The organism is Haloleucobacter albus (assembly GCF_052492075.1).
In genome coordinates this window covers 135,875-162,351 of sequence record NZ_JBQWAS010000029.1, presented here as the reverse complement: position 1 = coordinate 162,351, position 26,477 = coordinate 135,875, and the positions used below count along the sequence as shown (strand labels likewise).

Here is a 26,477-nt window from a genome sequence, read left to right as displayed (position 1 = left end):
TGCAGGCTATTATCCATACCTTATAGGTATTGGCCTGGCCCTTCAATGATATTGGAAGCCGGCTGGCGCCCCCGGTAACCTTTTCGCAAAAGCAGAGCACCGGATAAAAAGCGCAGAACAAGAGTGCGCACGGGCGGAAGCGGGACAAACCCGCTCATATGACCCGGACCGGGAGGAGGAAATGGCATGGCGAAGACGAAGCTCATCGAGCAATTCGATCTGCGCTCACGTTTGCGGTTCGACTTCGATAATGCGTGCATCTGGCTGGATGAAAGCCGGATGTTGCTGCTGCATGCCAAGGCCTTCGGCGCGCTGCGGCGCGAATTGTTTGAAACGCTGGGGCGCAGACGGGCGCAAGGGCTGCTGTTGCGCATGGGCTTTGCTGCCGGCCAGCAGGATGCGGACCTGGCACGCAAGCTCAGTGGCAGTGGCGAGCCTTATGATGTGTTCAGCCTGGGCCCGGAGCTGCATGCGGTGGAAGGGCTGGTGAAGGCCTTTATTCGCAAGGCCGATATTGATTGGGAGAAGGGCACCTTCAACGGTGAGGTGGAATGGAGCCACTCCTGGGAGGCGGAAAGCCATTTGCAGCTTTTCGGGCTGGGGGATGAACCCGCCTGCTGGACCATTGTGGGCTATGCGTCGGGCTATACCAGCCAGTTCTTCAAGCGCCTCATTCTGTTCCGGGAGGAACAGTGCATGTGCTGCGGACATGACAAATGCGTCATTGTCGGCAAGCCGGCCGAAGAATGGGACGATGCCGAATATCTCGCATATTTCGAGCCCGAAAACATTGAGGGGCAGTTGCGTGAGATGGAAGAGGAACTGACCCAGCTGCGCGGTCGCCTGAATGAGCAGCAGGGCGAAGGGCGGCTTGTGGGGCAGTCTGCGGCCTTCCGCGCGGCTTTCAATCTGTTGAGCAAGGCAGCGAACAGCCCCATCAGTGTGTTGTTGCTGGGCGAAACCGGAGCCGGCAAGGAGGTGTTCGCCCATTGGCTGCATGACCATAGCAATCGGGCCCACAAACCCTTTGTGGCGGTGAACTGTGCCGCTTTGCCGAATGATCTGGTGGAGGCAGAGCTGTTTGGCGTGCAGAAGGGCGCTTATACCGGCGCCCAAACCTCACGCCCCGGTCGGTTTGAGCGGGCGGATGGTGGCACGCTGTTTCTGGATGAAGTGGGGGATCTGCCGCCCTCCGCACAGGTGAAGCTGCTGCGCGCCTTGCAGACCGGCGAGGTCGAGCGTCTTGGTGGCAGTGAAACCCGAAAGGTGGATGTGCGGGTGGTTGCCGCCACCAATGTGGATTTGCACAAGGCCATGGAAGACGGGCGCTTCCGGGTGGACCTTTATTATCGCCTGGCGACTTACCCGGTGACCATACCGCCCCTGCGTGCGCGCAAGGATGATATTCCGCTGCTGGTCTCGGCGCTGATCGACAAGATAGCGCCCGGCTACCACAAAAGTGTCCGTGGTGTGAGCGACAGGGCCATGCAGGCGCTGATGGCGCATGATTGGCCGGGCAATGTACGCGAGCTGCACAATCTTCTGGAGCGGGGCATATTGCTGGCCCCAGCCGGGGGAGAGATTGAGCTGGAGCACCTCTTCGCCGGGCCATCACCGGCCCCCATGCCGGGCGCAGGCGCGCGGGTGGAGCGTTGCGGTGGGCTAGGCAAGCTGGAAGAGGGCCGGCAGGACCAGATCTATGATGCCCTGCTGACAGATGATTTCGACCTGCAAGCCCATGAGCAACGTCTGTTGAAGCGGGCCGTGGCACGGGCAGGGGGGAATCTGACTCAGGCCGCAGGTTTGCTGGGCATCACCCGTCGCCAGCTCGCCTATCGGCTGAAGCAGGAAGATGGTGCGGAAAGTGCTGTGTCATCTTAGCAACATGGAGCGGGCAAAGTATCGGTTGCGTCTCCCTCGGCTGCGGGTTCGCATGAGTGGAAATGGTGATATCTGGCAGTTCCATTATCTGCGCGAGTATGAATATTATTTCATATAATCAAAGGCTTGTTCGTTTGTTTTGCTGAATGGCCACACATCTGCGCCAGCTCGGCATATGTCGCGCCGGGCTTTCTCGGAGCTGCGTTGAGGTATCTAGGTATTCCATACCTGAAGGGTATGAATGCAGCTCTGATCGAGTATTAGACCGCATGATGGAGCTTTCCTAACGTCCCGGACAGTGAGCGGCATGGAACCGGCAGACAAGCCGGAAAGGCCGGGGCGGCGTATTGGGCGCCCGCCCAGCGAACCAGAGATGGGGGAGGCAATGAAAGCACTTGCGAAGGCAGCGGCGGTGACCGCAGCGCTGGGTCTGTCGGTTTCTGTAGCGGAGGCCGGGTCCAAATTGATGCCCGGTATTTCCACCGGCATCCATCTGGGTTTTCCGCTGCCGGAAGGTGCCTATCTGATTTCCATTCCCACTTATGGTTCCCGCGATTCAAACCCGCGGGTGGATTCCTTCGCTGCCGCGCCGGCCTGGCTGATCTGGTCCACGCCATGGGAAATTGCGGGCGGGCGGCTCCTTTTCGATACGGTGATGCCCTTCGCCAATGTCAATATTGATAATGGACCAACCCTGACGGGGTTCGCCAATCCCATTCTCGATATGCAGATCAAGTGGGATCTGGGAAACAATTTTTATGGGGGCTTTCAGGCCGGCGTCTATCTGCCTATTCAATCCGATGTTGGCGATGATTGGGCCTCGTTCCAGGGCATTGCCGCACTCAGCTATCTTACGGCCGAATGGCAGTTCAGCACCACTCTGGTCTATGGTACCGGGCGCAGTGGGGTGGAGGGCGGACCGGCCTGGTTCAATGCCGATTTCACCGCCATTCGCAAATTCGGCAAGTTTGAGCTGGGCGCAGTGGCCTTCGCCTCAACAGATCTGTCCAGCCCCTATGCAGGCTATCAGAAGCAGAGCCAGTTCGCGGCCGGTGGTCTGATTGGCTATGATTTTGGGGCTTTCAGCCTGCAACTCAAGCTGACGACAGATTTGTATGAAGATAATTATGGCGGCCGGGATACGCGCGCCTGGGCCAATATCGTGGTGCCCTTCTGGTCTCCCAAACCTTCGCCCGCACAGCAGCAACTGGCGCTGGAATGAGGCGCTTCAGGCAAGCCCCCGCCCAAGCGGGGGCTTTGCCCATGTCAGCGTTTCTGATAGCGGCTGATGGCGAGAGCAGAGGCATCAATGTCAGGTGTCTTGCCGCTGACAATATCGGCCAGCACACGGCCAGAGCCACAAGCCATGGTCCAGCCCAGCGTGCCATGCCCCGTATTGGTGAAGAGGTTGGCATAGGGCGTAGGGCCGATAATGGGTGGGCCATCGGGTGTCATGGGGCGCAGGCCGGTCCAGAAGGTTGCCTTGTCGATATCGCCCCCACCGGGAAACAGATCACAGACAGAATGCGCCAGCGTGGCCCGCCGGGCCTCGTGCAATGTCAGATCAAAGCCGGCGACTTCCGCCGTGCCCCCTACGCGAATGCGCGAACCCAGCCGGGTGATGGCGATCTTGTAGGTTTCATCCATCACGGTGGATTGGGGGGCGGCATCCGGGTTGGTGATGGGCAGGGTGAGGGAGTAGCCTTTCACCGGAAAGATCGGCAGATCCATGCCCAGCAGTTGCAGCAGGGCCGGGCTGTAGCTGCCTAGGCAGACCACATAGGCATCCGCCTTCACCACTTCACCGCTGGCCAGCGCTGCTCCGGTGATGCGCCCATCTTCATGGCTGAGATGCTGCACGGTTTCACCAAAGCGATAGGTGGCACCCATGGCGATGGTGATGGCAGAGAGCCGCTGGGTGAAGAGATGAGCATCTCCGGTTTCATCTTCCGGCAGGAACAGGCCTCCGACAATCTTCTCCCGCACCTCTTTCAGCGCCGGCTCGCGTGCGATGCAGCCAGCCTGATCGAGCACTTCATAAGCGACCTGATGGGCTTTGAGCACTTCCGTATCATCACCCACATGGTCAAGCTGCTTCTGGGTACGGAAGAGCTGGAGCGTGCCCCGGCTGCGGCCATCATATTCGATACTGGTCTGGGTCCGCACCTCGGCCAGCATGTCGCGGCTATATTCAGCCAGCGCCACCATGCGTGCCTTGTTGCGGCGGTAGGCGCCATGCGTGCAGTTTGCCAGCATCTGCGCCATCCAGACATACATGCGTGTATCGAGGCCGGGGCGCACGACAAGGGGGCTGTGATGCATCAGCAGCCAGCGCATGGCTTTCAGGGGAATGCCCGGCGCGGCCCATGGGGACGAATAGCCGTAGGAAAGCTGCCCGGCATTGGCAAAGGATGTTTCCATGCCGGAGGCAGGTTGCCTGTCCAGCACGGTGACCTCATGGCCTGCCCGGAGGAGAAAATAGGCGCTGGCGACACCAACCACGCCACTGCCAAGAACAAGAACCCGCATGATGTGACCGCTGCCTCATCTTTGAGGGAATTGTCACAGCTTAGCTGATTTTCTGTCGATGAACATGGGGTATGAAAAAGCGTGACAGCAAAGCTGCCACGCTTTCAGATCATGGCATCAGAGGATGAAGGCCGGCTCACACCGTGCCGATATGCTCCGGTGCTTCAATGACCAGCTGAGAGGCGGGGGACTGAACCAGAAGCTGATAACGCTCAAACTGGGTCAGCACATCGGCAATCAGCTGCTCTTTGGTCATGCCCATCACATCATAGCCACGGGCGCCGTTGGAGAAGAAGGTGCGTGCTTCATAACGATGCTCGGTATTGGCAGCCTTGCCGGCCGAGAAAGCGGGCAGGCGCTGGGAAACCGGCATGACGCCATAGATGAAGTCACGCACGCCATCCGCAGGAGCTGTCAGCGTCACAACGCCATCTTCGTCCGCCACGGTCGCTTCGCGGCCAGCCTTTTCCAGTTCGCTGGCGACCTGTTGCAGAGCGCCGCGCACATCACGCTGGATGAACTTCTCCACCTCCTTCTCCGTAGGTGCATGGAGAATGAGGGCCAGACGACGCTGCCAGGTGAGGCCGCTGGCCGGCTGGGCCGCAGGCGTGGCCGCTGTGCTGGAAATCGCCACATGGGCTTCTCTTTGCGACAGGTCGGATTTCATGCCGGCAAACAGGGCCCAGAGCAGCGCCAGCATCACACAGGTGAAGGGCAGGGCGCTGGCGATGGTTGCGGCTTGCAGGGCACCCAGGCCGCCCGCCAGAAGCAGGCCCGCAGCCACCACACCAGCCAGCACACACCAGAACAGGCGCTGGATTGTGGAGGTCTGGGTTTCACCACCCGCAGCGATAGCATCCATCACGAGGGCGCCGGAATCCGCGCTGGTGACAAAGAAGACCGCGATCAGCGCGACAGCCAGAGAGCTGGTGACGAAGGGGAAGGGCAGATATTCGAAGAACTGGAACAGCCCCACCGAGACATCCTGCGCCACATCTGCGGCCAGCTGGCCATTGGCGACGGTGGTATCAATGAAAATGGCCGTATTGCCGAAAACCGTCATCCAGAAAAAGGTGAAGCCGGCAGGGATGAACAGTACGGCGACAATGAATTCACGCACCGTACGGCCCCGCGAAATGCGTGCAATGAACATGCCCACAAACGGCGACCAGGAAATCCACCATGCCCAGTAGAACAATGTCCAGCCATCAATCCACGGCGTGGGTTCATAAGCATAGATATTGAAGGTTCGTGCCAGAAGATTATCCAGATACAGGCCGATATTCTGCACGAAATCGCGCAGCAAATCCCCAGTCGGGCCCACAACGAGCACGAACAGCATCAGGAGGATCGCCAGCAGGAGATTGGTCTCGGAGAGAATCCGCACGCCTTTATCCAGCCCGGTGATGACCGAGATGGTGGCGCAGCCAATGACAGCGGCGATCAGAATGATCTGGACTTCCACATTCACCGGGATGCCGACGAGATAGGCAAGGCCCGCATTGATCTGTGTGACGCCAAGGCCCAGCGAGGTCGCCAGCCCAAACATGGTGCCCACAATCGCGAAGATGTCCACCGCATGGCCGATGGGACCATTGATGCGGTCCTTCAGCAGGGGGTAGAGGCCGGAGCGGATGGTCAGCGGCAGATTGTAGCGATAGCCGAAATAGGCCAGCGCCAGACCCACCACGCCATAGACGGCCCAGGCATGGATGCCCCAGTGGAAGAAAGTGACGGACATTGCCTCACGCACCGCCGCAATGGAGCGGGATTCCGCAACAGGTGGCTTCATGAAGTGAGTAATAGGCTCACCCCCGCATAGAACATCAGGCCAATGCCCATGCCTGCGGCGAAGAGCATCGCAACCCATGATGTGAAGCGGAAGTCCGGCGTTGCATCATCCGGGCCAAGCTTGAGCCGTCCATAACGACCCGTTGACAAAATCAGGATACCGAACAGGAAGATACCAACGGATAGAATATAAAACCATCCGAATGCTGAAATTATACTGTTCTGAATCGAAGAGAATATATCTTCTGCGGAATCGGGAAATATAATTCCAATAGCGACAAATATTGCTATTATAATAACCGACCCGAAGAAGACGGGTGGGTTAATGGTTAGTTTGCCGCTCATGCAACCCCATCTGTCTCATGTGTGACTTAATTCGGGGGAATGAAGCACATTTTCTCCATAATTTCCACCCTTTAGCTCGAAATACGAAAAAGTGGGTGCGATGCGGCATGGATATTCTGTCAGCTTCCGCCGCAGCTCTGCATCTCCATCTGACTGGAATGGCACTGGAAATTTGGCTCGTGGCCGGGCTGCGCCAAGTTCGTGGTCAGGCTCGTGGCCGGACGCATGACGGATATGTGCGGCGCATCATTTCAGGAGGGGTAAGGGGGTGCGCAGAGCCGGATGTGCGGGCGCGCCGGCCCCTGATTCCTGCGGGGCAAGGACAGCCAAGGGCGCGGCGCGTGCGCGATCTGGCCTGCTCTGCAATGTGCTGATGATGAAGGGCGAAAGCTCAGAAATGCTTGTCTGTCCAGCGGCAGAGATCTTCGATCACGCAGCGGGCGCATTCGGGCTGGCGGGCCTTGCAGATATAGCGCCCGTGCAGAATGAGCCAGTGATGGGCGTGCAGCTTGAAGCGATCCGGTATGCGCTTTTCCAGTGCCAGCTCCACAGCCAGAGGCGTGGAGCCGGGGGCGAGGCCCGTGCGGTTGGCCACGCGGAACAGGTGGGTATCGACTGCAATGGTGGGCAGGCCGAAGGCGATGTTCAGCACCACATTTGCGGTTTTGCGGCCGACGCCGGGCAGGGCTTCCAGCGCATCGCGGTCTTGCGGCACCGCACCATCATGGCGCTCCAGCAGCAGGCGTGAAAGCGCCACGACATTCTTGGCCTTGTTGCGATACAGGCCAAGGGTGCGAATGTGCCGGGCCACGCCCTCTTCTCCCAGCGCGACCATGGATGCCGGGGTGGGGGCCTCTGCAAACAGGCCGCGCGTGGCCTTGTTCACGCCCACATCCGTCGCTTGCGCGGAGAGTACAACAGCAACCAGAAGTGTGTAGGGATCGTGATATTCCAACTCGCCCTTCGGCTCCGGGTTTTGTGCCTCGAACCGGGAAAAGGCTTCGGAGATTTCCGCATCGCTCCATACTCCGGCCCCTTTGGTGCGTTTGCGGGCCAGCGTCTTGCCATGGGCGGCAGCTGCGGCATTGGCCACGGCCTTGTTGCGGCGTGGCGCGCTTTCGCCGGCGGTCGGTTCCGATGGTGTCGGAGTGGCGGACCTGGATAGAGGTTTTTTGGAAGAGACAGCTTTTCCGGTGATGCTGCTCTTTTTGGCCGTGGGTGTTGCAGGGCTCTGGCGCGGCGCAGCCTGCGTGGAGGCGGCTTCCGGCTCGGCAGAAGGTGTGCGGGGCAGGCTGGAAGGGTTTGAAATCTTGCGCGGCATGGCTGCCCTATATCGTGCAGGCGGGCCGGAGGCCAGTGCAATGGCAAGCCGGAGCGCTTATTCCGGGAAGCAGGGCGGGGAGGTCAGGTGAGGCACGGCTGTTTCAGCATTCCGCTGCCTTGCCGCAGAAGGTCTGGTGCAGGGCATTGACGATGTCCAGAACTTCCGGGCGGGCAATATGGTAGAAAACATTGGTGCCCTCGCGACGCGCTGTCACCAGCCCGTCTGCCCGCAACCGCATGAGTTGCTGCGACATCGGCACCTGCTCAATGCCCAGCTCCTCACGTAGCTGGGCCACTGATTTTTCCTCCGAGCCAAGGGCGCAAAGCACCAGCAGCCGCTGAGGGTGTGAAAGGCTGCGCATCAGTTCGGCCGCGCGCTCGGAGGCCGGGATCATTTCTGATACATTCATAATATTGAATTTATGATATCTGAATGTTATATGCAACCCATGATGTTTTCCCGGCGCATGGGCCTGAAGGGGGCTGACCCTTCAGATGCGCCATCATGGATATGGAGCGGGTTATAATGTCTGTTGATCGTGCCGTCATGCTGTTCGCCGGGTTCATGGTGCTTGTGTCACTCGCCCTTGGCGTTTTTGTGTCTCCCTACTGGTTCTGGCTCACGGCCTTTGTGGGTGTGAACCTTATGCAGGCCTCCATCACGGGGTTTTGCCCGGCGGCGATCTTCTTCAAGAAGATGGGCCTCAAGCCCGGCGTCGCCTTTTCCTGATGGTGTCTGGCCCGGCATGCCGGGCCCGTTGCCTGCGAAACCTGGTGGCCGCAAGGCTTCCTGATTACCGCGAGAATTCCATGCCCCGTCTTGTTCATCCGCTTCGCGCGGTTTTGCTTCGTGCCTGTGCCATCGGGACATTGAGCATCGGCACGGCCACATTCGCTCTGGCGAGTTTTTCTCTTTCGGCGGCGCAGGCCGGCGATTTCGTTGTCCAGGCTCGGGAAATGCCGGAAACCAAGGCCGTGTTTGGCGAGGTGGAAAGCCGCACCATCGTGCCTGCCCGTGCCCGTATTGGCGGTACGGTGCGCGAGGTGAAGGTTTCCGAAGGCAGTGTGGTGAAGGAGGGGGATGAAATCGCCCTCGTGGTGGATGACAAGCTCGCCCTTTCCATGAACGCGGCCAATGCACGGGTTCTGGAAGCCAAATCCCAGCTTGAGAATGCGAAGACAGAGCTGGAGCGCGCTCGCACCCTCCTGACCCGTGGCGTGGCCAGTCAGAGCCGGGTGGATACCGCCAAGACCCAGTTTGATGTCGCCTCCAATCAGGTGGTTGCGGCGGAGGCCAATAAATCGGTGATCGAGCAGCAGGTGCGGGAAGGCGCTGTGCTGGCCCCGGCAGATGGGCGCGTGCTGACAGTGCCGGTGACGCCGGGTTCCGTGGTGCTGGCGGGTGATGTGATCGCGCGTATTGCCTCAGGCCAGTATTATCTGCGTCTCTCCCTGCCGGAACGCCACGCCGCCAATATTCATGAAGGTGGCACGGTGCGCATTGGCGGGCGTGGCATTTCCACCCAGACGGCCGGGAATGAGCAAAGCGCGCGTGAAGGGCGCATCGTCAAGGTCTATCCCGAAATCACCGGCGGCCGCGTGATGGCTGATGTCGATGTCGCGGATCTGGGCGATTATTTCGTGAATGAACGCACGCTGGTGTGGATCGAGATTGGCAAGCGCAAGGTGCTGTCCGTGCCGCCAGCCGCCATCTCCACCCGACATGGCGTGGATTATGTGCGGCTGGATACGGCGCATGGCCCCATGGATGTGGCCGTGGTGCTGGGCGAGCATTTCAATGAAGGCGGCCAGCCGCGCATTGAGGTCCTCACCGGGCTGGCCGATGGCGACCGCGTGGTGATGCCGTGAAGGATGCGGACATGAACAGCCCAGATACCCCTTCCGGCTCTCATAATACGGAGCCGGCACAGATTGAGACGCATGTGAAGCTTGGCATTGCCGGCACGCTCACGCGCGCTTTCATCAGATCCCCGCTCACACCGCTGCTGCTGATCGCCTCCTTCGCCTTCGGCCTGATCGCGCTCATCACCCTTCCGCGGGAGGAGGAGCCGCAAATTTCCGTGCCGATGGTGGATATTCACATCGAGGCCAATGGTCTGAAAGCGGAAGATGCCGCCAAGCTCGTGACCGAGCCGATGGAAACCATCGTCAAGAGTATTGATGGTGTGGAGCATGTCTATTCCAACACCAATGATGATGGTGTGATGCTGACAGCCCGTTTCCTTGTGGGGACGGACCCGGACGACGCCATTCTGCGCGTGCATGAGAAAATCCGCGCCAATTATGACCGCATGCCGGTGGGCATTCCCGAGCCGCTGATCGTGGGGCGCTCAATTGATGACGTGGCTATTCTCGTCGTCACTCTCACGCCAGGCGAGCAGGCCGCCAGCCGCTGGACGGCGAACGGCCTTACCCGCATTGCCCGTGAGCTCCAGGTGGAAATCGCGAAGCTGCCGGATATTGGCTACACTTACATTGTCGGGGATCAGCCAGAGCAGATCCGTGTGGAGCCGGACCCGGAGAAGCTCTCTCTCTATGGCATCACGCTGGCGCAGCTCGCCGGCAAGATAGAGGGGGCGAACCGCTCCTTCCAGGCCGGCTATGTGCGCGAAGCGGGGCGCCAGAACACGCTGGTGGCGGGCCAGACCCTGCAAACCCCGTCGCAGATCGACAATCTCCTGCTCACGGCCCGTGATGGCCGGCCTGTCTATGTGCGCGATGTGGCGCGGGTGACGCTGGCCAGTGAGCCGAACGAGACCCGCGTTTATGATGTGCGCCGCTCAGCTTCCGGTGAGGAACTGGTGCGTGTGCCGGCGGTTTCCCTGGCTATTGCCAAGCGGCCCGGCACCAATGCCGTGCTCATTACCGAAGAGGTGCTGAAGCGGCTGGATGAGCTGCGCGGCCATATGGTGCCGGCGGATGTGCAGATGTCCATCACGCGGGATTATGGTGAAAGCGCCAATGAGAAGGCTAATGAGCTGCTCTTGCATCTCGGCCTCGCCACGGTGTCCATCGTGGTGCTGGTGGGCTTCGCCATTGGCTGGCGCGAGGCGGCAGTAGTGGCTGTGGTTATTCCCACCACCATTCTGCTTACTCTGTTCGCCTCCCGGCTCATGGGCTACACGCTTAACCGGGTGAGCCTGTTCGCACTCATCTTCTCCATCGGCATTCTGGTGGATGATGCCATTGTGGTGATTGAGAATATCGCCCGCCATTGGGCGATGAAGGATGGCCGCTCGCGCGCACAGGCTGCGGTGGAGGCGGTGGCCGAGGTGGGTAACCCCACCATTGTCGCCACGCTCACCGTGGTGGCGGCGCTGCTGCCCATGCTGTTCGTCTCCGGCATGATGGGGCCCTATATGAGCCCCATTCCCTCCAATGCCTCGGCGGCCATGGTGTTCTCCTTCTTTGTCGCGGTGATCCTCACGCCGTGGCTGATGATGAAGATCGCCAGTTCCAAGATGTCTGTCGCCCATGCGCATGAAGCGGCGGGCGGGGGGCGGCTGGGCGCTTTCTATGTGCGGGTGGCTGAACCCATTCTGCGCAGCAAGGCCCGCGCCTGGATTTTCCTGCTGGCGGTTGCTGTGGTGACATTTGCCTCCATGTCGCTGTTCTACACGCAGCATGTCACGGTGAAGCTGCTGCCCTTCGACAACAAGACCGAACTGAATGTGGTTCTGGATATGCCGCAGGGCACCTCGGTTGAGGAAACCAACCGGGTGTTGCAGGATATGGCGACCTTGCTGGCGGATGTGCCGGAGGTGGTGTCCATGCAGACCCATGCCGGTACGGCCTCGCCCTTCAACTTCAACGGTCTTGTGCGCCATTATAATCTGCGCACCACGCCGCGGCAGGGCGATATTCAGCTCAACCTGACAGCCAAGGGCGAACGCAGCCGCGCCAGCCATGATATTGCACTGGATGTGCGTGAGCGGCTGAAAGCCGTTCAGTTGCCGCCGGGCAGCGCGCTGAAGGTGGTGGAGCCGCCGCCTGGTCCGCCGGTTCTGGCCACGATGCTGGCCGAGATTTACGGGCCGGACCCGGAAACCCGTCGCGCTGTGGCCCGCAAGGTGCGCGAGGCGTTCGAGAGCGTGCCCTTCATTGTGGATGTGGATGACAGTTTCGGCACCACGGCCGAGCGCCTGCGTCTGTCCATAGATCAGGACAATCTCGAATTCTACAAGGTGGAACAGGCGGATGTGTATGATGCCATCCGGGCTTTCTATGCGGGTTCCACGGTGGGCTATTCGCACCGCGGGCAGGGGCGTGCGCCAATTCCGATCCGCCTGTCACTCTCCAAGGGAGACAAGGTGGTGGATGCCCGCACGCTCTCCACACCGGTGCCGGCCAATGCCGTGCCCGGCGGACGCGGTGTGATTGAGCTGGGCGATGTGGTGAGCGTAACGCGCGAACCTTCATCCCACCCCATTTTCCGCCATAATGGCCGTGCGGCCGAAATGGTGACAGCGGAGCTGGCCGGAGAGTTCGAGGCCCCCGTCTATGGCATGATCGCCGTGGGCAAGGCGCTGGACAATATCGACTGGGGCGATCTGCCCAAGCCTGAAATTGCCCTGCATGGCCAGCCGACAGATGAAAGCAGGGCCACTCTGCTGTGGGATGGTGAGTGGGAGGTGACCTGGGTGACCTTCCGCGATATGGGCGGGGCCTTCATGGTGGCCATTCTGGGCATTTACATCCTCGTGGTGGCCCAGTTCGGCAGCTTCAAGCTGCCGCTGGTCATCCTCACGCCTATTCCACTGACCTTCATCGGCATTCTGGCCGGGCACTGGCTGTTCCATGCGCCCTTCTCGGCTCCTTCGATGATTGGCTTCATCGCATTGGCGGGGATCATTGTGCGAAATTCGATCCTGCTGGTGGATTTCATTCGGCACGCCCGCACGCCGGGCCGTCCGCTGGTGGATGTGTTGCTGGAGGCGGGATCCATCCGCTTCAAGCCCATTCTGCTCACGGCTCTTGCAGCCATGATCGGCGCGGCGGTGATCCTGACAGACCCGATCTTCCAGGGGCTGGCGATCTCGCTGTTCTTCGGTCTGCTGTCGTCTACAGCACTGACAGTGCTGGTGATTCCGGCGATCTATGTGGTGTTGCGCAGCGATGGAAAGCCGGCTTCGGCACGGTTTTTACGCCAATAGTGGATAACTTTGCATCCGGGGCATGTGCGCCCCGGATGCGCGCTTGACAGAATCAGGGGATCGCCACTAAATGACGCTCCCAAGGACACGGGGCCGTAGCTCAGATGGGAGAGCGCTGCAATCGCACTGCAGAGGTCAGGGGTTCGATTCCCCTCGGCTCCACCAAATTCACTTGATTTCATTGGGAAATTTCGGCCAAGCCGAAATCTACTAACTCCCTACTACTGCAACGCAGCCGGGCAGGCTGGCGCAATCTGATCCGTAGCGGTTCGTGTCGTTCACGCATTCGTGATCGCAATCAGCATCCAATCCAACCCCGCTGCCGGGCTTAAGGCTTCGTCGCAGAAACCGTGATGACCACGCACCCCCAAGTGTCGTATGCTTGAGCACAAACCAATGCAGGGTGCCGAATGAACGTCGAAGAAGTAAAAGCGTGCCTACACGCGGGCGGGTTCCAAGTTAATTCCGAAGACAGATTGCCCAACGGAACTGGCACAAAAATTACGGCATCCAACGGCGCAATCGTCAATGTTTACGATTCGGGCAAAGTCGTTGTTCAAGGCAAGAACCAAGAGCCTGTGAAAGAATGCCTTGGCGTCCAGCCCGCCGCGGCACCGGCCACGCCTGCCGTTGGCGGCGCAAAACCAATGCTAAGCAAAGTCTTTGTCGTATATGGGCACAATACCGCCGCACGAACCAACCTTGAAGCGATGCTGCGCCGTTGGCGACTTGAGCCACTAATACTCGACCAGTTGCCCAACGAAGGGCAGACAATCATTGAGAAGCTAGAGAAAGCAACCGGCGAGGCCAAATTCGCTATCGTGCTCGCAACACCCGACGATGAGGGGCATCGTGCCGGGCACGAAGACGAAAAGGCGTTTAGGGCAAGGCAAAACGTCGTGCTTGAACTCGGAATGATGCTTGCATTGCTCGGCCGGAAAAACGTCGCGATTCTCATGACGCAGCAGGATACGATGGAAAAACCATCGGATATTCAGGGGCTAATCTACATTCCATTCAAAGATAGTTTGCAGAAGGACGCGGGGCCGCTGCTTGCAAAAGAAATGGCCGCGCAAGGCTATCCGATCAATATCAAAGACCTATAGAAAAAGAACCCCGCCGAAGCGGGGCTAGTTGGGCACTTACTGGAATGCGTCGAGGCGGTAGCGGGGCAAGCCCGGCTAAGCGGCCACGACGTAGGTGCTGCGGCAGATTTCACGAACGCGGGCGCGGTCGGTCGCGGTGACGGCGTATAGCGGCTCCACCATTGGTTTTCCGAAAAAGCTGAATAGATCGCTTATCCGTCATTCTTTGTGATGGGTTTGGAGCATGCACTTTCTATGGGGTGTGTGGGCTTCAGCATGGTGCTGATGCTGGAAAGCAGGGCGTTCTGGACCGGATGGTCACAACGCCCCGCTGGGGGCCTTTTCCCAGCTTTCCCGATACGCGCAGGGCAGAATCCGAAAAGCTGAAAGGCAGATCAGCCCCGCTGATCCTTCATCGCCTTCAGGGCTTTTGCACAGCCAACGCTCAGCTCATTGGGTTTGGATTTCAGGCATTTGAGGATGCGCCCGCCGCCCAGGCTGACATTCGAGCAAAGGCGTTCCACATCTGCCTTGCAGTATTTCTTGATGTTCTCGCGAACGTCATTGTCGCTCGCATGGGCTGCGCCTGAGGCCAGCAACATGGCGGAAGCCGCCGCGGCAATCATGATGGTGCGCATATATGTTCTCCAGCTCTGGAGCAGCATGACTGCTGCAATGCGAGTTTAAGCGCAGCTTTATGAAAGATGTAAGTCGCAGAATGGGTTGCGGGTCCGGTTGGAGCTCTTCCGGCTTCGGTCATGCGCGGTGGAAAAACGAAAAACCCCGCAACCGGGTCTGGCTGCGGGGGAATGTCTTGTGAAGGCTTGTCGGGGGGCTTGGGCCGGAGGCAGACTCTTCAGCGCATCTCGGCGAGGAAGGTGCGGACGGCTTCCGGGTCCACATCCTTGGCTACGAAGGCTTCGCCAATGCCCCGGACAAGAATGAAGGTGAGCGCACCACGGCTCACTTTCTTGTCCTGCGCGATAAGGGTCATCAGCCCATCGGTATCAGGCAGTTCGCCGGGGACATCCGAGATTTGGGTGGGCAGCCCGGCCGCTTCCAGATGGCGCACCACGCGCACCACATCCTGCCCGGAGCACAGGCCCTGTTGCGCGGAGAAGGCAAAGGCCAGCGCCATGCCGATGGCGACACCCTCGCCATGCAGCAGGCGGCTGGAATAGCCTGCTCCAGCCTCAAGTGCATGGCCGAAAGTGTGGCCCAGATTGAGCAGGGCCCGATCTCCGGTTTCCTTCTCATCGCGCGCCACAATGGCAGCCTTGGCGCGGCAGCTCGCAGCCACGGCGGCGATCCGCTCCGGCCCGCCATTCAGCACGCCAGCATAATCGCGCTCCAGCGTCTCGAACAGGGCGAGGTCGCCCAGCAGGCCGTATTTCACCACCTCGGCATAACCGGCCCGTACTTCGCGCGCGGGCAGCGTATCCAGTGCGGCGGTATCAGCAAGAACCAGAACCGGCTGGTGAAAGGCACCGACAAGGTTCTTGCCTTGCGGCGAGTTGATGCCCGTTTTTCCGCCCACGGAAGAATCAACCTGGGAAAGCAGGGTGGTGGGAGCCTGCACCACATCTACACCCCGGCGCAGCAGGGATGCGGACAGGCCGGCCAGATCACCCACCACGCCGCCACCCAGCGCCAACACCAGATCACGACGTTCAATACGGGCTGCGATCAGCCCCTCCACCACCTGTTCCAGCCCGGCCCAGCATTTGGTCTTTTCGCCCGGCTCCACAATAATGGCGGTATTTTCGATGTCTGCCTGTGAAAGGGCGTTCTGCACCGTGGCCAGATGATGTTCGGCCACATTTCGATCCGTCACGATGGCGACGCGCGCGCCGGGTCGCAGGGCCTTCACATGTGCGCCGGCTTCCGCCAGCAGGCCGGGGCCGATGTGAATGTCATAAGGCCGCCCGGCCAGATCCACATGCACCGTGCTGCGCGCCACATTCGAGCTGGAGGAAGAGGCGGCGTTCGGCATGGTGTCAGCTCCTTGGAGGTGAGGCGGGTTTTGCGCAGTGTGCGGGTCAAGGTGCCGGTGCAGGGCCTGAATGACCTCGTCCACCATGGCATCATGAAGAATATCGCGGGAATCAACGGCGACATCGGCAAGGGCATAAGAAGGGCCGCGCTGGTCCAGCAGGGACTTCAGCTTGGCGGCCGGGTCTCCCTGCGCCAGAAGCGGGCGGTCATTGCGCTTCTTCACACGCCGCAGCAATGTATGAAGATCGGCTCGGAGCCAGACGGAAACACCATTGGCGGCCACAGCCGCGCGGGTTTCCTCATTCATGAAGGCGCCGCCGCCAGTCGCCAGAACCAGTGGGCCGGACTGGAGAAGCCGCGCCATGACGCGCTTTTCTCCTTCGCGAAACTCGGCCTCGCCATGCTGGGCGAAAATTTCGGAAATATTCATGCCGGCGGCACGCTCTATTTCCTCATCCGCATCGAGAAAGGGCAGGCCCAGACGTTTGGCGAGCCGCCGGCCAACGGAAGATTTCCCCGCGCCCGGCATGCCCACCAGCACCACAGCACGGGAGCCCAGCGCATGCAGCAGGGCCATATGCAACTGTGCCGAAGCCTGTGGGTGAGCGTGGTCCGCGCCCGTTGCGGCTGGGGTTGCGTTGTCTTCCGGTGGCACGCGTGTTCTTGTCTGCACCCGAAAATTCCTTACCCGAAAATTCCTTGGCTCACATCCTCTGGCCTGCGGCAACCTTAACGCATAACAGGCCACCGGGGGGCAACGCCAGATGCAGAGGAGACCGTTCGGCGCGCTCACCCCCTTGCCTCGGGGCGAGCGCCTGCCAGATGAGAACCACATATGGGGGCATTCGCGCGGCAAATCACCCCTTTGCATGCTGTGTGGGCCAGTTTCTTGCCTGTTCAACAGGGCAATGGGGGTTATGGCGGGGGCCAGCAGGAATGTGATTGAATGGCGTGTCGTCGATATGTGTCGCGTGGGCGGTGTGCAGTCGATTCGTAGAAGGGAAGGGCCATGCCCACGCTGATGCGTCTTTTGTCGGTGCTGGCCATTCTGGCTGCTCTGGGTTTGGGTACGGTGTGGCTTCTGGCCACACAAGTGGAGCCTCAGCCCCGAGAGATCAGCTTTTCCGTGCCGATCCATCTGGAACAGGTTCCAGCACAAAAGGCGGAGCCTCAGGCCGCCGCGAAGCCGGAGGAGGCAGGCAGATGACGGCCATGGCTTCTGCAACAGCCCTCAGCGCCTCCGGCCCGCTGGCCTTGTTTCTGGATATGCAGGCGGTGGAGCGCGGCGCCAGCGCCAATACGCTGGATGCCTATCGCCGTGACGTGACGGATTTTGCCAGCTTCGCCGCCAGCACCGGCCACGCGCTGGAGAACGCCGATACCGATACGATCCGCGCCTATCTGGCCGAGCTTTCGTCCCGTGGTTTCAAGGGGGCGACAGTGGCGCGGAAGCTTTCGGCCATTCGCCAGTTCTATCGTTTTCTGTTCGCCGAGGGGCACCGCAAGGATGATCCGGCCGCCGTGCTGGAAGGGCCAAGGCGCGGTCGCCCGCTGCCAAAGGTACTTTCTGTTGTGGAAGTCTCCCGCCTGATCGAGACCGCCCATGCTCGTGTCGCGGCTCTTCAGCAGCTGGTGGAGCAGCGTGAGGCCGAGGCTGGAGAGGGGGGGGCTGTTGCATTGCCGCAGGAGGGGCATGCGAAAGTCAGCCCGGCAGAGGGGCTGCGTCGGCTGCGGGTCGCCTGCATGGTGGAATTGCTCTATGCCAGCGGCCTGCGTGTATCGGAACTGGTGGCCCTGCCATCTTCCGCAGCGCGTAGCAGGGGCGAGGCCATCATGGTGATGGGCAAGGGGCGCAAGGAGCGTCTGGTGCCGCTCTCCATTCCAGCGCGCGCCGCCATGGCCGCCTGGCTGGAGGCGCGACGGGTGGCGGGCATGGAAGCTTCGCGCTGGCTGTTTCCCTCTCATGGCGAGAGCGGCCATGTGACCCGCCAGCAGGCCGCCCGCGACCTGAAGGAACTGGCCGTAGCCGCGCAGATTGATCCGGCCCGCATTTCACCCCATGTGCTGCGCCATGCCTTCGCCAGCCATCTGCTGGCCCATGGCGCGGATTTGCGCGTGGTACAGACCCTTCTGGGCCATGCTGATGTGGCCACCACGCAGATCTACACTCATGTGCTGGATGAGCGACTGAAGAATATGGTGCGTGATCTGCACCCCTTCGCAGACGAATGAGCCATCAGGAAATGGAACGGACCATGAGCCCGCAGCCCAGCCGCATCGACAATATCGAGTTCAGCGTGGCGGATATCGCCCGCAGCAAGGCTTTCTATGGTCAGTTGTTCGGCTGGACCTTCACGGATTATAGCCCCTCTTATACCGAATTTACGGATGGCCGCCTCAAAGGCGGCCTGTGCACGGGGGAAGAGGTGCGCACAGGCGGGCCGCTGGTCATTCTCTATTGTGAGGATCTGGCGCAAATGCAGTGTGCGGTAGAGGCCGCCGGGGGTGAAATCTGCAAGCCTGTGTTCGCCTTTCCCGGCGGGCGGCGGTTCCATTTTCTGGACCCGGATGGCTACGAACTCGCCATATGGTCGGATCGGTAGAGGCGGCAGTGTGGGGACAGCGCACAGATTGTGCGTGGCGCCCCTTTCATCGGCCGGGCAGGGCGCCTATATTCACTGTGCCGGCGCAAGTCGGCTATGGCGATAAACGGATGTCGAAATAAGCCATTCGGACCCGGGGGCGGTACCCGGCGCCTCCACCCCAGCCCATCCGGCTCAGGAAGCTCAGCTTTCTGCGGCAAGGTGGGCTGCGGCGGGGGCGAAATAGGATCGACGAGGGTGTAAAGGGCTTTCTTTCGCTCGGCATGGTTCCGCCGATATCGGGCCAAACCTATAGTTGCGAATGACAACTATGCTCCGGTTGCTCAGGCCGCGTGAGCGGTTTGAAAGATCGAACTAAAGTCCTAACGGGTAGCACCGACTAGGCGGGGTTCGGAGGCACCTGGCAACAGAAGCCTCCACTTCCCTTCGGCAGGGCCGGATCGGGGGGAAGGAGGCGGCAAGGCGTGCCGCACTCGCTTCCACGCTGGCGCTCTGTGCCGGGCCTGTAGAAGCGGGAGGGGGCCGGCCAGGTTTCTAAATGCAGCGGGCACATGCCGGTCGATCATATCCGCTACGATCTCCTCGCTCAGGAAGCGCTGCGCTCGGTGGTACGCCGGGTTCTCGCAGATGTGGCCAAGGATGGCCTGCCGGGCGAGCACCATTTCTATATCTCTTTCGATACGCGTGCGCCCGGCGTGCGTCTCTCGGAGCGTATGCTTGAGAAGTATCCTGAAGAGATGACCATCGTGCTGCAACACCAGTTCTGGGATCTGATCGTGTCAGAGAGCCAGTTTGAGGTGGGCCTTTCCTTCGGTGGCGTGCCGGAGAAGCTGGTGGTGCCCTTCACGGCGCTGAAAGGCTTCTTTGACCCGGCCGTGAAGTTCGGTCTCCAGTTCGAGCTGGCCGGCGATGAGAGCGCGGAGCCGCTTGAGCTGATTGAAGATGATTCAGACGATGTCGTGGCGTCTCTGCCTTCCGGTGCCGGGCGTCCGGCGCGGGGCGCGGGTTCCGAGCCGGAGATCGCCAATGCCCGGCCGGCGAGTGCGGAAGCGCCCGCACCGGACGATGATGCTGCAACGCCGGAGGGTGATGGCGCCAAGGTGGTGCAGCTCGACGTATTCCGTAACAAGAAATAACAGCAGGCTTGTCGCGCCCTGTGATGCGCAGGGCGCTCACCTGCATGAAAGCAGAGCGGCGCAGGCCTGAGGGCGGTGCCGCTTTTCTTTTGGTGGAGCGGGTGGTTTTTCGTTCGGCCCCGTGTGCGGCCTGCTGATGTTGCCTCAAGCCGCATGGCCCTGCATCGTGGCTTTCAAACGGGCATTGTCCTTGTGCGAAACAGGCCCATTCATCTTCGGGAGGCTGCGATGCAGATACAGGCTGAAACACCGCAGGCGCATTTGCCGCTCGGGCTGGTGGTTGCCGTGGGGGAAAATGGCGTGATTGGGCGGAATAATGATCTGCCTTGGCGTCTGCCTTCCGATCTCAAGCGCTTTCGTGAGCTGACATGGGGCAAGCCGCTGGTGATGGGGCGTCGCACCTTTGAATCCATTGGTAAGCCATTGCCGGGCCGCATCTCTATTGTCATCAGTGCGGACCCGGATTTTGCCGTGCCGGAAGGCGTGGTGAAGGTTGCGAGCCTTGAAGGTGCCCTGGATGCGGCTGATGCAGCCGCCCATGAGCTGAAGGCTGATGAAATCATGGTGATTGGTGGCCGGCGCGTTTTTGAGGAAACCCTACCTCTGGCCCGCACCCTCTATTTCACCCATGTGCATGCCAGCCCTGAGGGGGATGTGCATTTTCCTGCCTTTGATCCGCAGGCATGGCGTGAGACCGGCCGTGAAGGCCCGATCCAGGGGCCGAGGGATGATGCCGCCTTCACGGTTCTGACCCTTCAGCGTGTTCCATGAAACGGATGCGATTGCCGAACGGGTCCGTCACCTGAAGTTCCAGCCGGCCATCCATGTGCTGAAGCTCAGGCTTCATATAGCGATAATTCTGATCGGTCCGTTCCCGATGAAAGGTGCGGATTCCTTTCATCGGCACACACATATTGCTTCCCGGAGTGGCGTCGCCGGCATGTTCGGAAAGATGCAGCTTCAGCCCCTGCCGTGAGATCTGAAGATAGAGCGGGAAGTTTGCGCCATGGCGATGCTCCCAATCCACGCTGAAGCCGAGAAAGCCCAGATAGAATTGATGCGCCTTTTCGATATCGAAAATCCGTAAGATGGGGATGACCTGTGCAAAGGCGATGGGCTGTTCAGAGGCGGTCATGTGGGTCTTTTGGGAGGTAGGCCGTTGGATAGAAAGACAGGTCGGTTGATCTAATAAATGGAGCCGACAGGAGCCGGAGGGCGCGGCACATTTCCAAAGCCATGCACAGGCGGTAGCAGATCACGGGGCGGGCGCGGCTCGGCCGGTCGTCGCGCGGGGCGGGAGCGGGCAGGTTGCGTGTTGCGCGGCGTGGCCTGCGCACCCTGTTCTGAAGGGGGGAGAACGGGCCGGGTCGTCTGTGGAGCCGGGCTGGCCGTGCCGATGCCCGTGCGGTCAGAAACCGGAGGCGGCAGCTCTTGCCGTTCAATGAGATTTCGCTGACCCGTTGAGGAAGCCGGCGCTTGTGGCTCCCTGCTTGATGGGAGGCGCGGGGTTGCAGGTGCGGCCGGTATGGCAATAGGCGCGGATGGGGCGGGCGATGGGATGGCCGGGGCAGGTTGTACCTGTTCAGTTGCCTGTTTGCGCTCGGCCTCTTGCGCGCGACGCTGTTCTTCCTGAGCGCGACGCTCCGCTTCAAGGCGCTGGGTTTCCAGCTCGATCGCCCGCATGGCGAGAGCGCTGGTGAGTGCCGTGGCGCTGATGTGCCGTTCTGGATCATCAACTGGCCCGCGCCACATCAGCTGTCCACCGGCCAGACCAAGTGTGCCTGCAGTGGCCTCGAAATCCAGCTCTGTTTCCATGCGCAGGCGTGCCAGATCCAGCTCTCCCGCAAAGGTTATACGCACATTGCCCAGTGTGGTATGGGTAGGGGAAAGGCGCACCATACCTTGAGAAACCCCGAGGGTGGAGCCTATGGCGGCAATGTTCAGCGGACCGCGGGCAAACGCCTCATTCAGAAGCTGCGCAGTGCGTCGTTCATCTGGCGGAGGTGTGAGGTGGGCCGTATTTTGCAAGACGGCTGCCAGAGCGTCCGGTGTTGCCTGTGGCAGGCTGAAACGCTGCACGGCAATAGTGCCCTGGCCTGACAGATCCTTAACCAGAGCCTGAAGGCTGCGCCCGCTGCCCGACAGGTCCAGCGACAAGCTGACCTGCCCCTGCGGGGCATGACGCGCCTCAACAGGGGCAAGAAGGGCCGTGCTGGAAACAGCATCCAGCATCAACCGGCCTTCGGCCCGCAGGGTCTCTCCGGTGGGGCGGATATTCAGGTTGGCCGATACCCGCCCGCCGCCGAAGGAGCCGAACAGATCCCGCATCTCCAGATTTTTACCATTGGAGAGCAGGCGCAATTGTCCGTCTGTCATCTTATAGGGGCCAGGAATGGAGAGGGTGCGGGCGGCCAGTTTCAGATCCAGCGCCACATTTCGTGCCATGGGGGGGGCAAAGCGGGTGCTGCTCCAGGGGGTGGAGCCTTCCGGCGCGCGGGCTGCAAACAAAGCGAGAAGGCGCGGCAGATCCAGCGAGTCAAAGTTGAGCACGCCACCCAGCCGGGGCGTGTCACCGGGGGTGATGTTCAGCGTGCCGGCAAGTGGCAAGCCGGCAAGCATGCCATCCAGCGCTTCCAGTTGCCATGTGGGCGAAAGGTCGGTGAGGGTGAAAGAGAGCCCCACAGGTGCGGGTGCTCCTGTCACCTCGCTGAGCCGGGGCAGAAGGCGGCCCAGATCCGCCCCCTCAAGGCGCATGGCGAGGCGGGGTTGTAGCTGCCCATCCCGGATATGAACCGGGCCTTCTCCCCACATTTCCAGCCCGGAGAGGGTGAGACGGCCGGCCAGCATGGCTTCAGGCGTGGTCTTTGCGGGCGTTGTTGGGGCGTGCTCCAGCTTCATCTCCAGATGGGCCGGGCCGGGGCGGGGGGCAAAATCTGTGAGGCCCAGAATTTCAAACAGGCGTCCGGCTTCCGCCACATCACCCATCAGCTCCACATTCTGCGCGGCGGCATTCTGCGGGCGGGTGAAGATGGTCGTTCCCGAAAGCTCTCCCAATGTGCCGGTAAACTGCGCCTTGCGCCCTTCGGCACCCTTCCATTCCAGCTCGGCCTTCAGGTCCACCGGGGCGGCGATGGTGGATATGGCATTGAGGACGTTGGCGGTGTCTTCTCCGGCCAGAAGACGCGCTACAGGTGCCAGCCCTTCTGCACGTTCTCCTGTCAGGGCCAGCGAGAAGCGGCCCTCCGGCTGGGTGGCGGCGTGTTGCAGCCAGCCTTCGCCCTCAAGATGGAGCCCTTCAGGATTATCAAGCGCCAGGCGCTGCACTTTCCAGCCGCCATCCCCTGTGGTCGCCTCCAGCGCCAGCCCGGACACCGGCGTCTGCATCAAGGTCAGATCCTTGCCGGTGAGATTGAGCCGGGCCTCAAGCCCGTCAGCTGCCTGCGCCGCCTGCCCAAGGCCGGGCAGCAGCCCCTCCAGTGCGAAGCCTTCCATATTGAGGGTGAGCGACAGATGGGGCCGCGCGCCGGAGAGCCGGGTGATGATGTTTCCCGCCAATTCTGCCGCGCCAAACCGGGCATCAAGATGCCGGGCTTCGATCTGCTCCGGGCTGATGGTCAGGCTTGTCTCAAGCCAGGCGGGACTGTTGAGCGCCTGAAACCAGAGGCGCGGTGCATCTGGTGCGGCCCAGTGCAGGAAAGTTGGCAGATCGTCCGCAGCCAGTATCAGCCACCCGTCAAAACCGTCACCGCCACCTTGCCCTGCAACTGAGGCGCCGGACAGGGAGATGGAGGCGTCACCAGGCATTTGTGCAGTCAGGTGATTGATGCGCCAACCGGAATGAATACCCGAAAGTTCACTTTTCACTTCCCGCACCAATGTGCCTCCCAGCGCGAGCTGATCCACGCTGATGCCAATTCTGGAAGGGGCATCGGGCGCAGGCAGGCTGGCGAGGAAGGGCACGAGAGTTTGCGCCATTCCAGCCAGACGCAGGCCGGGTGCTGTGGTGTTCTTGTCGCCGGTTGCTCCCATCAGGGCGTCCAGATCCAGCGTGCTGGCATGCAGGGTTGCATTTACACCAATCCGCCGGCCCAGCATCATCTGGCCGGTGCCGGTGAACTGGGGTACGGAGGCCAGAGTGCCGAAGCCCAGAGACAGCTCCTGAGCGCGGACTTCCGTTGGGCTGGCCTCTACCGTGCCGGAAAGCCTCCAGCTGGCCAGTCGGGAAGAGGCGGCTTGCTGCGCTGTGGGCAAGTGCGCCAGCATGGCCTGCCCGGCGAAATGCGGGGCGGCCTGGGCCATGCCCAGCCGGCCATCTACTGTGATGCTATAGGGCTGGCCTTGTCCGTTCAGGGCGAGGCGCAGGCGTCCGCTTGAGGCTGCATCCAGCTCCCCAAGGCTGGCGCGCAGGGTAAAGGGCAGCCCGGCAGCTGTCAGCGTGCCATCCAGCTTGAAGGGGCCGGCAAGAGAACGGGCTTCACCCTCCAGGTTCAGGGAAGAGAAGGTGAAGGTGTGCTCGGAGCCCCGGTCCAGCACATCCAGCGTGCCATGTTCCACTGTGAAATGGGCGATGCCCATATTGGAGGTCATGCCGATGCCGGTGGGGCGGGCGATGCGGCCGGCGCTGTCCAGGACAAGGCGCATATGCGGGCGCACCAGTGTGATGCCGGTGGCCTGAAGCTCGCCGCGCATGAGGCTGCCCAGCGAGAATTCGGCATCCAGCTGCTGCATGGTGCCGCCGGTGGAGATGACATCCCCCAGCGTTACATCATGCAGAACCATGCGCGGGGCAGGGAGCAACTCGGCCTGGATGGCGCCGCGAATAACGACAGGCACGCCCAGCATGTCGCTGATCTCACGTTCGAACGTGCCGCGCCAGTTGTTCCAGTCCACCACATAGGGGGCGGCGAAAGCCCCGGCGATGGCCAGAGTGATGGCTGAGGCAAGGCCGATGAGTAATCCCTGCACGCCTGTCTCCTCGCATAAGCGCCCTGTTCCGGTCAGTCCGGGCTGGCGCGCCTGATGGCGGCGCAATATTAACCCGTTCCGGCCGTGGCGCATCTGCCCGCTTCAGATTTTGCAGCATGGAGCCTGCGGGTTGATGGAATCCGAAGATGACAGCGATCAGGAGGCAACATGATGCCGTTTGCGCACGAAATGAGCGCTGCGATTACTTTGTGCGCATGCCAGATATGTTCTGAGCGCATAGAAAAAAGGTCAGCCATGCTGACCTGAATATTCTCGGATGGCGCATTGCAGCATAAACTGTTCCTGTCTTGACCATTCAGGTCCTGGAACAGGAGGCTGTGATGATTGCCATTCCTTTTTCCACGCTGACTACTCTGCCTTCCAGCGCCATCCGGCCGGTTGCGCGTGGCAGATCCTTCTTCTCCCGCATGATGAGCGCCATGATGGCGGCCCGCATGGAGCAGGCTGAAAAGATGGTGGCGCACCACCTGTCTTTCATCGCTGCGGAAGAACGCGGGCAAGATCGCGCCGGCCGCTGACCCCGATCGCCTCAGGCCGGACCTTAACCGGAACCTGGCCCGGCTGAATATTTGCGGCGGGACATTTGCCCCGCCTGCATCTCGCAACAGGCAGGCCGCGCCCGGAGTGGTGCGGCCCGAAAATGTCGCCGGGGATTTCGCTTCTGTCTGAAAGCCGGCAGCTGAATTGCTCTCAGGGTAAGGGCCGCTCATGCCGACGCTTCAGCGTCAACGTGGCCCAGCCATCAATATGCCGTCGGCGAACAAGCACAAAGCCTTGCGTGCGATAGGCCGCAAGCGCCGCCGGCACCTGCTTGACCAGCAGGCCGGACAGCACAATGGTGCCGTCCGGTGCCAGAAGATCCCCCAGAGAACGGGCCATCCGCTTCAGCGGAGGCAGCAGGATATTGGCGAGGATGAGGTTATAGGGCCCACCTTCGCGAATAGCCCCGGCATCTGCGCCCGCAGTGCACAGCAGGTTGAGCAGGGGGCCGGCGCGATTGGCCACGGCATTGGCCCTTGCCGTGTGCACGGCCACGGGGTCGATATCCGTGGCCATCACATAGGTATGAAAATGGCGGGCGGCCGCAATGGCCAGCACGCCGGTGCCGGTGCCAACATCCAGAATACGGGCTGGTCGTCCAAGGCGCGCGGCATCTGCAATGGCGGCCAGGCATCCTTGCGTGGTGCCATGATGTCCGGTGCCGAAGGCCAGCGCGGCTTCAATCTCGATACCGATGACGGAGGGCGGCACCTGTTCGCGATCATGCGAACCATGCACCATGAAGGGGCCCACGCGCACCGGCTTCAGCCCCTCAAGGCTGGTGGCGACCCAATCCTTCTGCACCACATCTTCAAACTGCATGGTGGCGGCCAGCTCGGCCCCCGCTGCGGCCGTGACAATCTGCTTCAGAAATTCGGAATCGAAGGCCGCACCTGTGAAGGCTTCCACCACCCACTCATCTTCGCTCAGCTCAAAATTGGTGACAGCCACTTCCGCCGGATCGAAGGTTTCGGAAATCATGTCCGAGATACGCCCGGCTTCGGCCTTGGAGGCGTGTACGCGCATGACATGAGCGGCGTCATTGGGGGGGAGACCTTCGAGCATGGGCGGCGTGTCCTGGTGTGCCGG

General features: G+C 61.1%; 20 protein-coding genes, 1 tRNA gene, 1 other RNA gene and 1 pseudogene. 14 read left to right on the top strand and 9 right to left on the bottom strand.

Translation table 11 applies throughout. From position 1 onward, the window contains the following. Window positions 1–186 precede the first annotated feature (186 nt). Together ACT6QH_RS13220 and ACT6QH_RS13215 are read left to right on the top strand one after the other, a co-directional pair. Entirely contained in the window at window positions 187–1,881 is a 1,695-nt protein-coding gene (locus ACT6QH_RS13220; protein ID WP_444975285.1) for a sigma 54-interacting transcriptional regulator, read from the top strand. A gap of 385 nt (window positions 1,882–2,266) precedes the next feature. After that, window positions 2,267–3,103 carry a transporter gene (locus ACT6QH_RS13215; protein WP_444975284.1) on the top strand — a complete coding sequence of 279 codons (837 nt, stop codon included), beginning with the start codon at window positions 2,267–2,269 and terminating at the stop codon, window positions 3,101–3,103. 44 nt (window positions 3,104–3,147) lie between these two features. On the opposite strand, the gene ACT6QH_RS13210 is transcribed toward ACT6QH_RS13215, so the two are convergent. The 4 genes and pseudogenes from ACT6QH_RS13210 to ACT6QH_RS13195 all read right to left on the bottom strand — a co-directional run bounded on the left by ACT6QH_RS13210 (window position 3,148) and on the right by ACT6QH_RS13195 (window position 8,264). Beyond that, a complete protein-coding gene (locus ACT6QH_RS13210) occupies window positions 3,148–4,410 on the bottom strand; it encodes a D-amino acid dehydrogenase (protein ID WP_444975283.1) in 1,263 nt (420 codons plus the stop codon). 136 nt (window positions 4,411–4,546) lie between these two features. After that, window positions 4,547–6,546: pseudogene (locus ACT6QH_RS13205) on the bottom strand (BCCT family transporter). A gap of 391 nt (window positions 6,547–6,937) precedes the next feature. After that, entirely contained in the window at window positions 6,938–7,867 is a 930-nt protein-coding gene (gene nth / locus ACT6QH_RS13200) for an endonuclease III (RefSeq protein ID WP_444975282.1), read from the bottom strand. Between the two features lie 103 nt (window positions 7,868–7,970). Further along, window positions 7,971–8,264 carry an ArsR/SmtB family transcription factor gene (locus tag ACT6QH_RS13195; RefSeq protein ID WP_444975281.1) on the bottom strand — a complete coding sequence of 98 codons (294 nt, stop codon included), beginning with the start codon at window positions 8,262–8,264 and terminating at the stop codon, window positions 7,971–7,973. A 131-nt stretch (window positions 8,265–8,395) separates the two neighbouring features. Here ACT6QH_RS13195 and ACT6QH_RS13190 point away from each other — a divergent pair, with 131 nt between their 5' ends. The 5 genes from ACT6QH_RS13190 to ACT6QH_RS13170 all read left to right on the top strand — a co-directional run bounded on the left by ACT6QH_RS13190 (window position 8,396) and on the right by ACT6QH_RS13170 (window position 14,149). Beyond that, the gene (locus ACT6QH_RS13190) at window positions 8,396–8,599 is read left to right on the top strand and encodes a YgaP family membrane protein (RefSeq protein ID WP_444975280.1); all 204 of its coding nucleotides are present in this window, start codon (window positions 8,396–8,398) and stop codon (window positions 8,597–8,599) included. 80 nt (window positions 8,600–8,679) lie between these two features. Further along, a complete protein-coding gene (locus ACT6QH_RS13185; RefSeq protein ID WP_444975279.1) occupies window positions 8,680–9,738 on the top strand; it encodes an efflux RND transporter periplasmic adaptor subunit in 1,059 nt (352 codons plus the stop codon). A 74-nt stretch (window positions 9,739–9,812) separates the two neighbouring features. Next, entirely contained in the window at window positions 9,813–13,043 is a 3,231-nt protein-coding gene (locus ACT6QH_RS13180) for an efflux RND transporter permease subunit (protein WP_444975360.1), read from the top strand. 89 nt (window positions 13,044–13,132) lie between these two features. Continuing rightward, a tRNA-Ala gene (locus tag ACT6QH_RS13175) sits at window positions 13,133–13,208 on the top strand. 245 nt (window positions 13,209–13,453) lie between these two features. Beyond that, the gene (locus ACT6QH_RS13170; RefSeq protein WP_444975278.1) at window positions 13,454–14,149 is read left to right on the top strand and encodes a TIR domain-containing protein; all 696 of its coding nucleotides are present in this window, start codon (window positions 13,454–13,456) and stop codon (window positions 14,147–14,149) included. 374 nt (window positions 14,150–14,523) lie between these two features. Here the strand turns inward: ACT6QH_RS13170 and ACT6QH_RS13165 are convergent, their stop codons facing one another. Next, complete coding sequence (locus ACT6QH_RS13165) at window positions 14,524–14,766, bottom strand: cysteine rich repeat-containing protein (RefSeq protein WP_444975277.1); 243 nt, start codon at window positions 14,764–14,766, stop codon at window positions 14,524–14,526. 218 nt (window positions 14,767–14,984) lie between these two features. Beyond that, window positions 14,985–16,778 (bottom strand): 3-dehydroquinate synthase, encoded by a 1,794-nt coding sequence (gene aroB / locus ACT6QH_RS13160; protein ID WP_444975359.1) that lies wholly within the window; start codon window positions 16,776–16,778, stop codon window positions 14,985–14,987. Between the two features lie 354 nt (window positions 16,779–17,132). Here aroB and ACT6QH_RS13155 point away from each other — a divergent pair, with 354 nt between their 5' ends. From ACT6QH_RS13155 to ACT6QH_RS13130, 6 genes are all read left to right on the top strand, one after another. Further along, entirely contained in the window at window positions 17,133–17,330 is a 198-nt protein-coding gene (locus ACT6QH_RS13155) for a histidine kinase (RefSeq protein ID WP_444975276.1), read from the top strand. Further along, on the top strand, window positions 17,327–18,355 hold the full coding sequence (locus ACT6QH_RS13150) for a site-specific tyrosine recombinase XerD (protein ID WP_444975275.1): 1,029 nt from the start codon (window positions 17,327–17,329) through the stop codon (window positions 18,353–18,355). The genes ACT6QH_RS13155 and ACT6QH_RS13150 overlap by 4 nt, the downstream gene beginning before the upstream one ends. A 23-nt stretch (window positions 18,356–18,378) precedes the next feature. Continuing rightward, on the top strand, window positions 18,379–18,726 hold the full coding sequence (locus tag ACT6QH_RS13145; RefSeq protein ID WP_444975274.1) for a VOC family protein: 348 nt from the start codon (window positions 18,379–18,381) through the stop codon (window positions 18,724–18,726). Between the two features lie 40 nt (window positions 18,727–18,766). Continuing rightward, window positions 18,767–19,147: a transfer-messenger RNA gene (gene ssrA, locus ACT6QH_RS13140) on the top strand. A gap of 130 nt (window positions 19,148–19,277) precedes the next feature. Then, window positions 19,278–19,862, top strand: coding sequence for an SspB family protein (locus tag ACT6QH_RS13135; RefSeq protein WP_444975273.1), 585 nt, complete (start codon window positions 19,278–19,280; stop codon window positions 19,860–19,862). Between the two features lie 228 nt (window positions 19,863–20,090). Next, the gene (locus ACT6QH_RS13130) at window positions 20,091–20,633 is read left to right on the top strand and encodes a dihydrofolate reductase (protein WP_444975272.1); all 543 of its coding nucleotides are present in this window, start codon (window positions 20,091–20,093) and stop codon (window positions 20,631–20,633) included. Here the strand turns inward: ACT6QH_RS13130 and ACT6QH_RS13125 are convergent. Both ACT6QH_RS13125 and ACT6QH_RS13120 read right to left on the bottom strand, forming a co-directional pair. After that, the gene (locus ACT6QH_RS13125; RefSeq protein WP_444975271.1) at window positions 20,602–20,997 is read right to left on the bottom strand and encodes a glyoxalase superfamily protein; all 396 of its coding nucleotides are present in this window, start codon (window positions 20,995–20,997) and stop codon (window positions 20,602–20,604) included. The two genes, ACT6QH_RS13130 and ACT6QH_RS13125, sit on opposite strands and share 32 nt — an antisense overlap. Window positions 20,998–21,047: 50 nt before the next feature. Next, window positions 21,048–24,827, bottom strand: coding sequence for an AsmA family protein (locus tag ACT6QH_RS13120; RefSeq protein WP_444975270.1), 3,780 nt, complete (start codon window positions 24,825–24,827; stop codon window positions 21,048–21,050). Between the two features lie 341 nt (window positions 24,828–25,168). Between ACT6QH_RS13120 and ACT6QH_RS13115 the strand changes: the two genes are divergently transcribed. After that, the gene (locus ACT6QH_RS13115; RefSeq protein ID WP_444975269.1) at window positions 25,169–25,366 is read left to right on the top strand and encodes a hypothetical protein; all 198 of its coding nucleotides are present in this window, start codon (window positions 25,169–25,171) and stop codon (window positions 25,364–25,366) included. Between the two features lie 172 nt (window positions 25,367–25,538). Here ACT6QH_RS13115 and ACT6QH_RS13110 read toward each other — a convergent pair whose 3' ends face one another. Continuing rightward, entirely contained in the window at window positions 25,539–26,453 is a 915-nt protein-coding gene (locus tag ACT6QH_RS13110; RefSeq protein WP_444975268.1) for a 50S ribosomal protein L11 methyltransferase, read from the bottom strand. Window positions 26,454–26,477 lie beyond the last annotated feature (24 nt).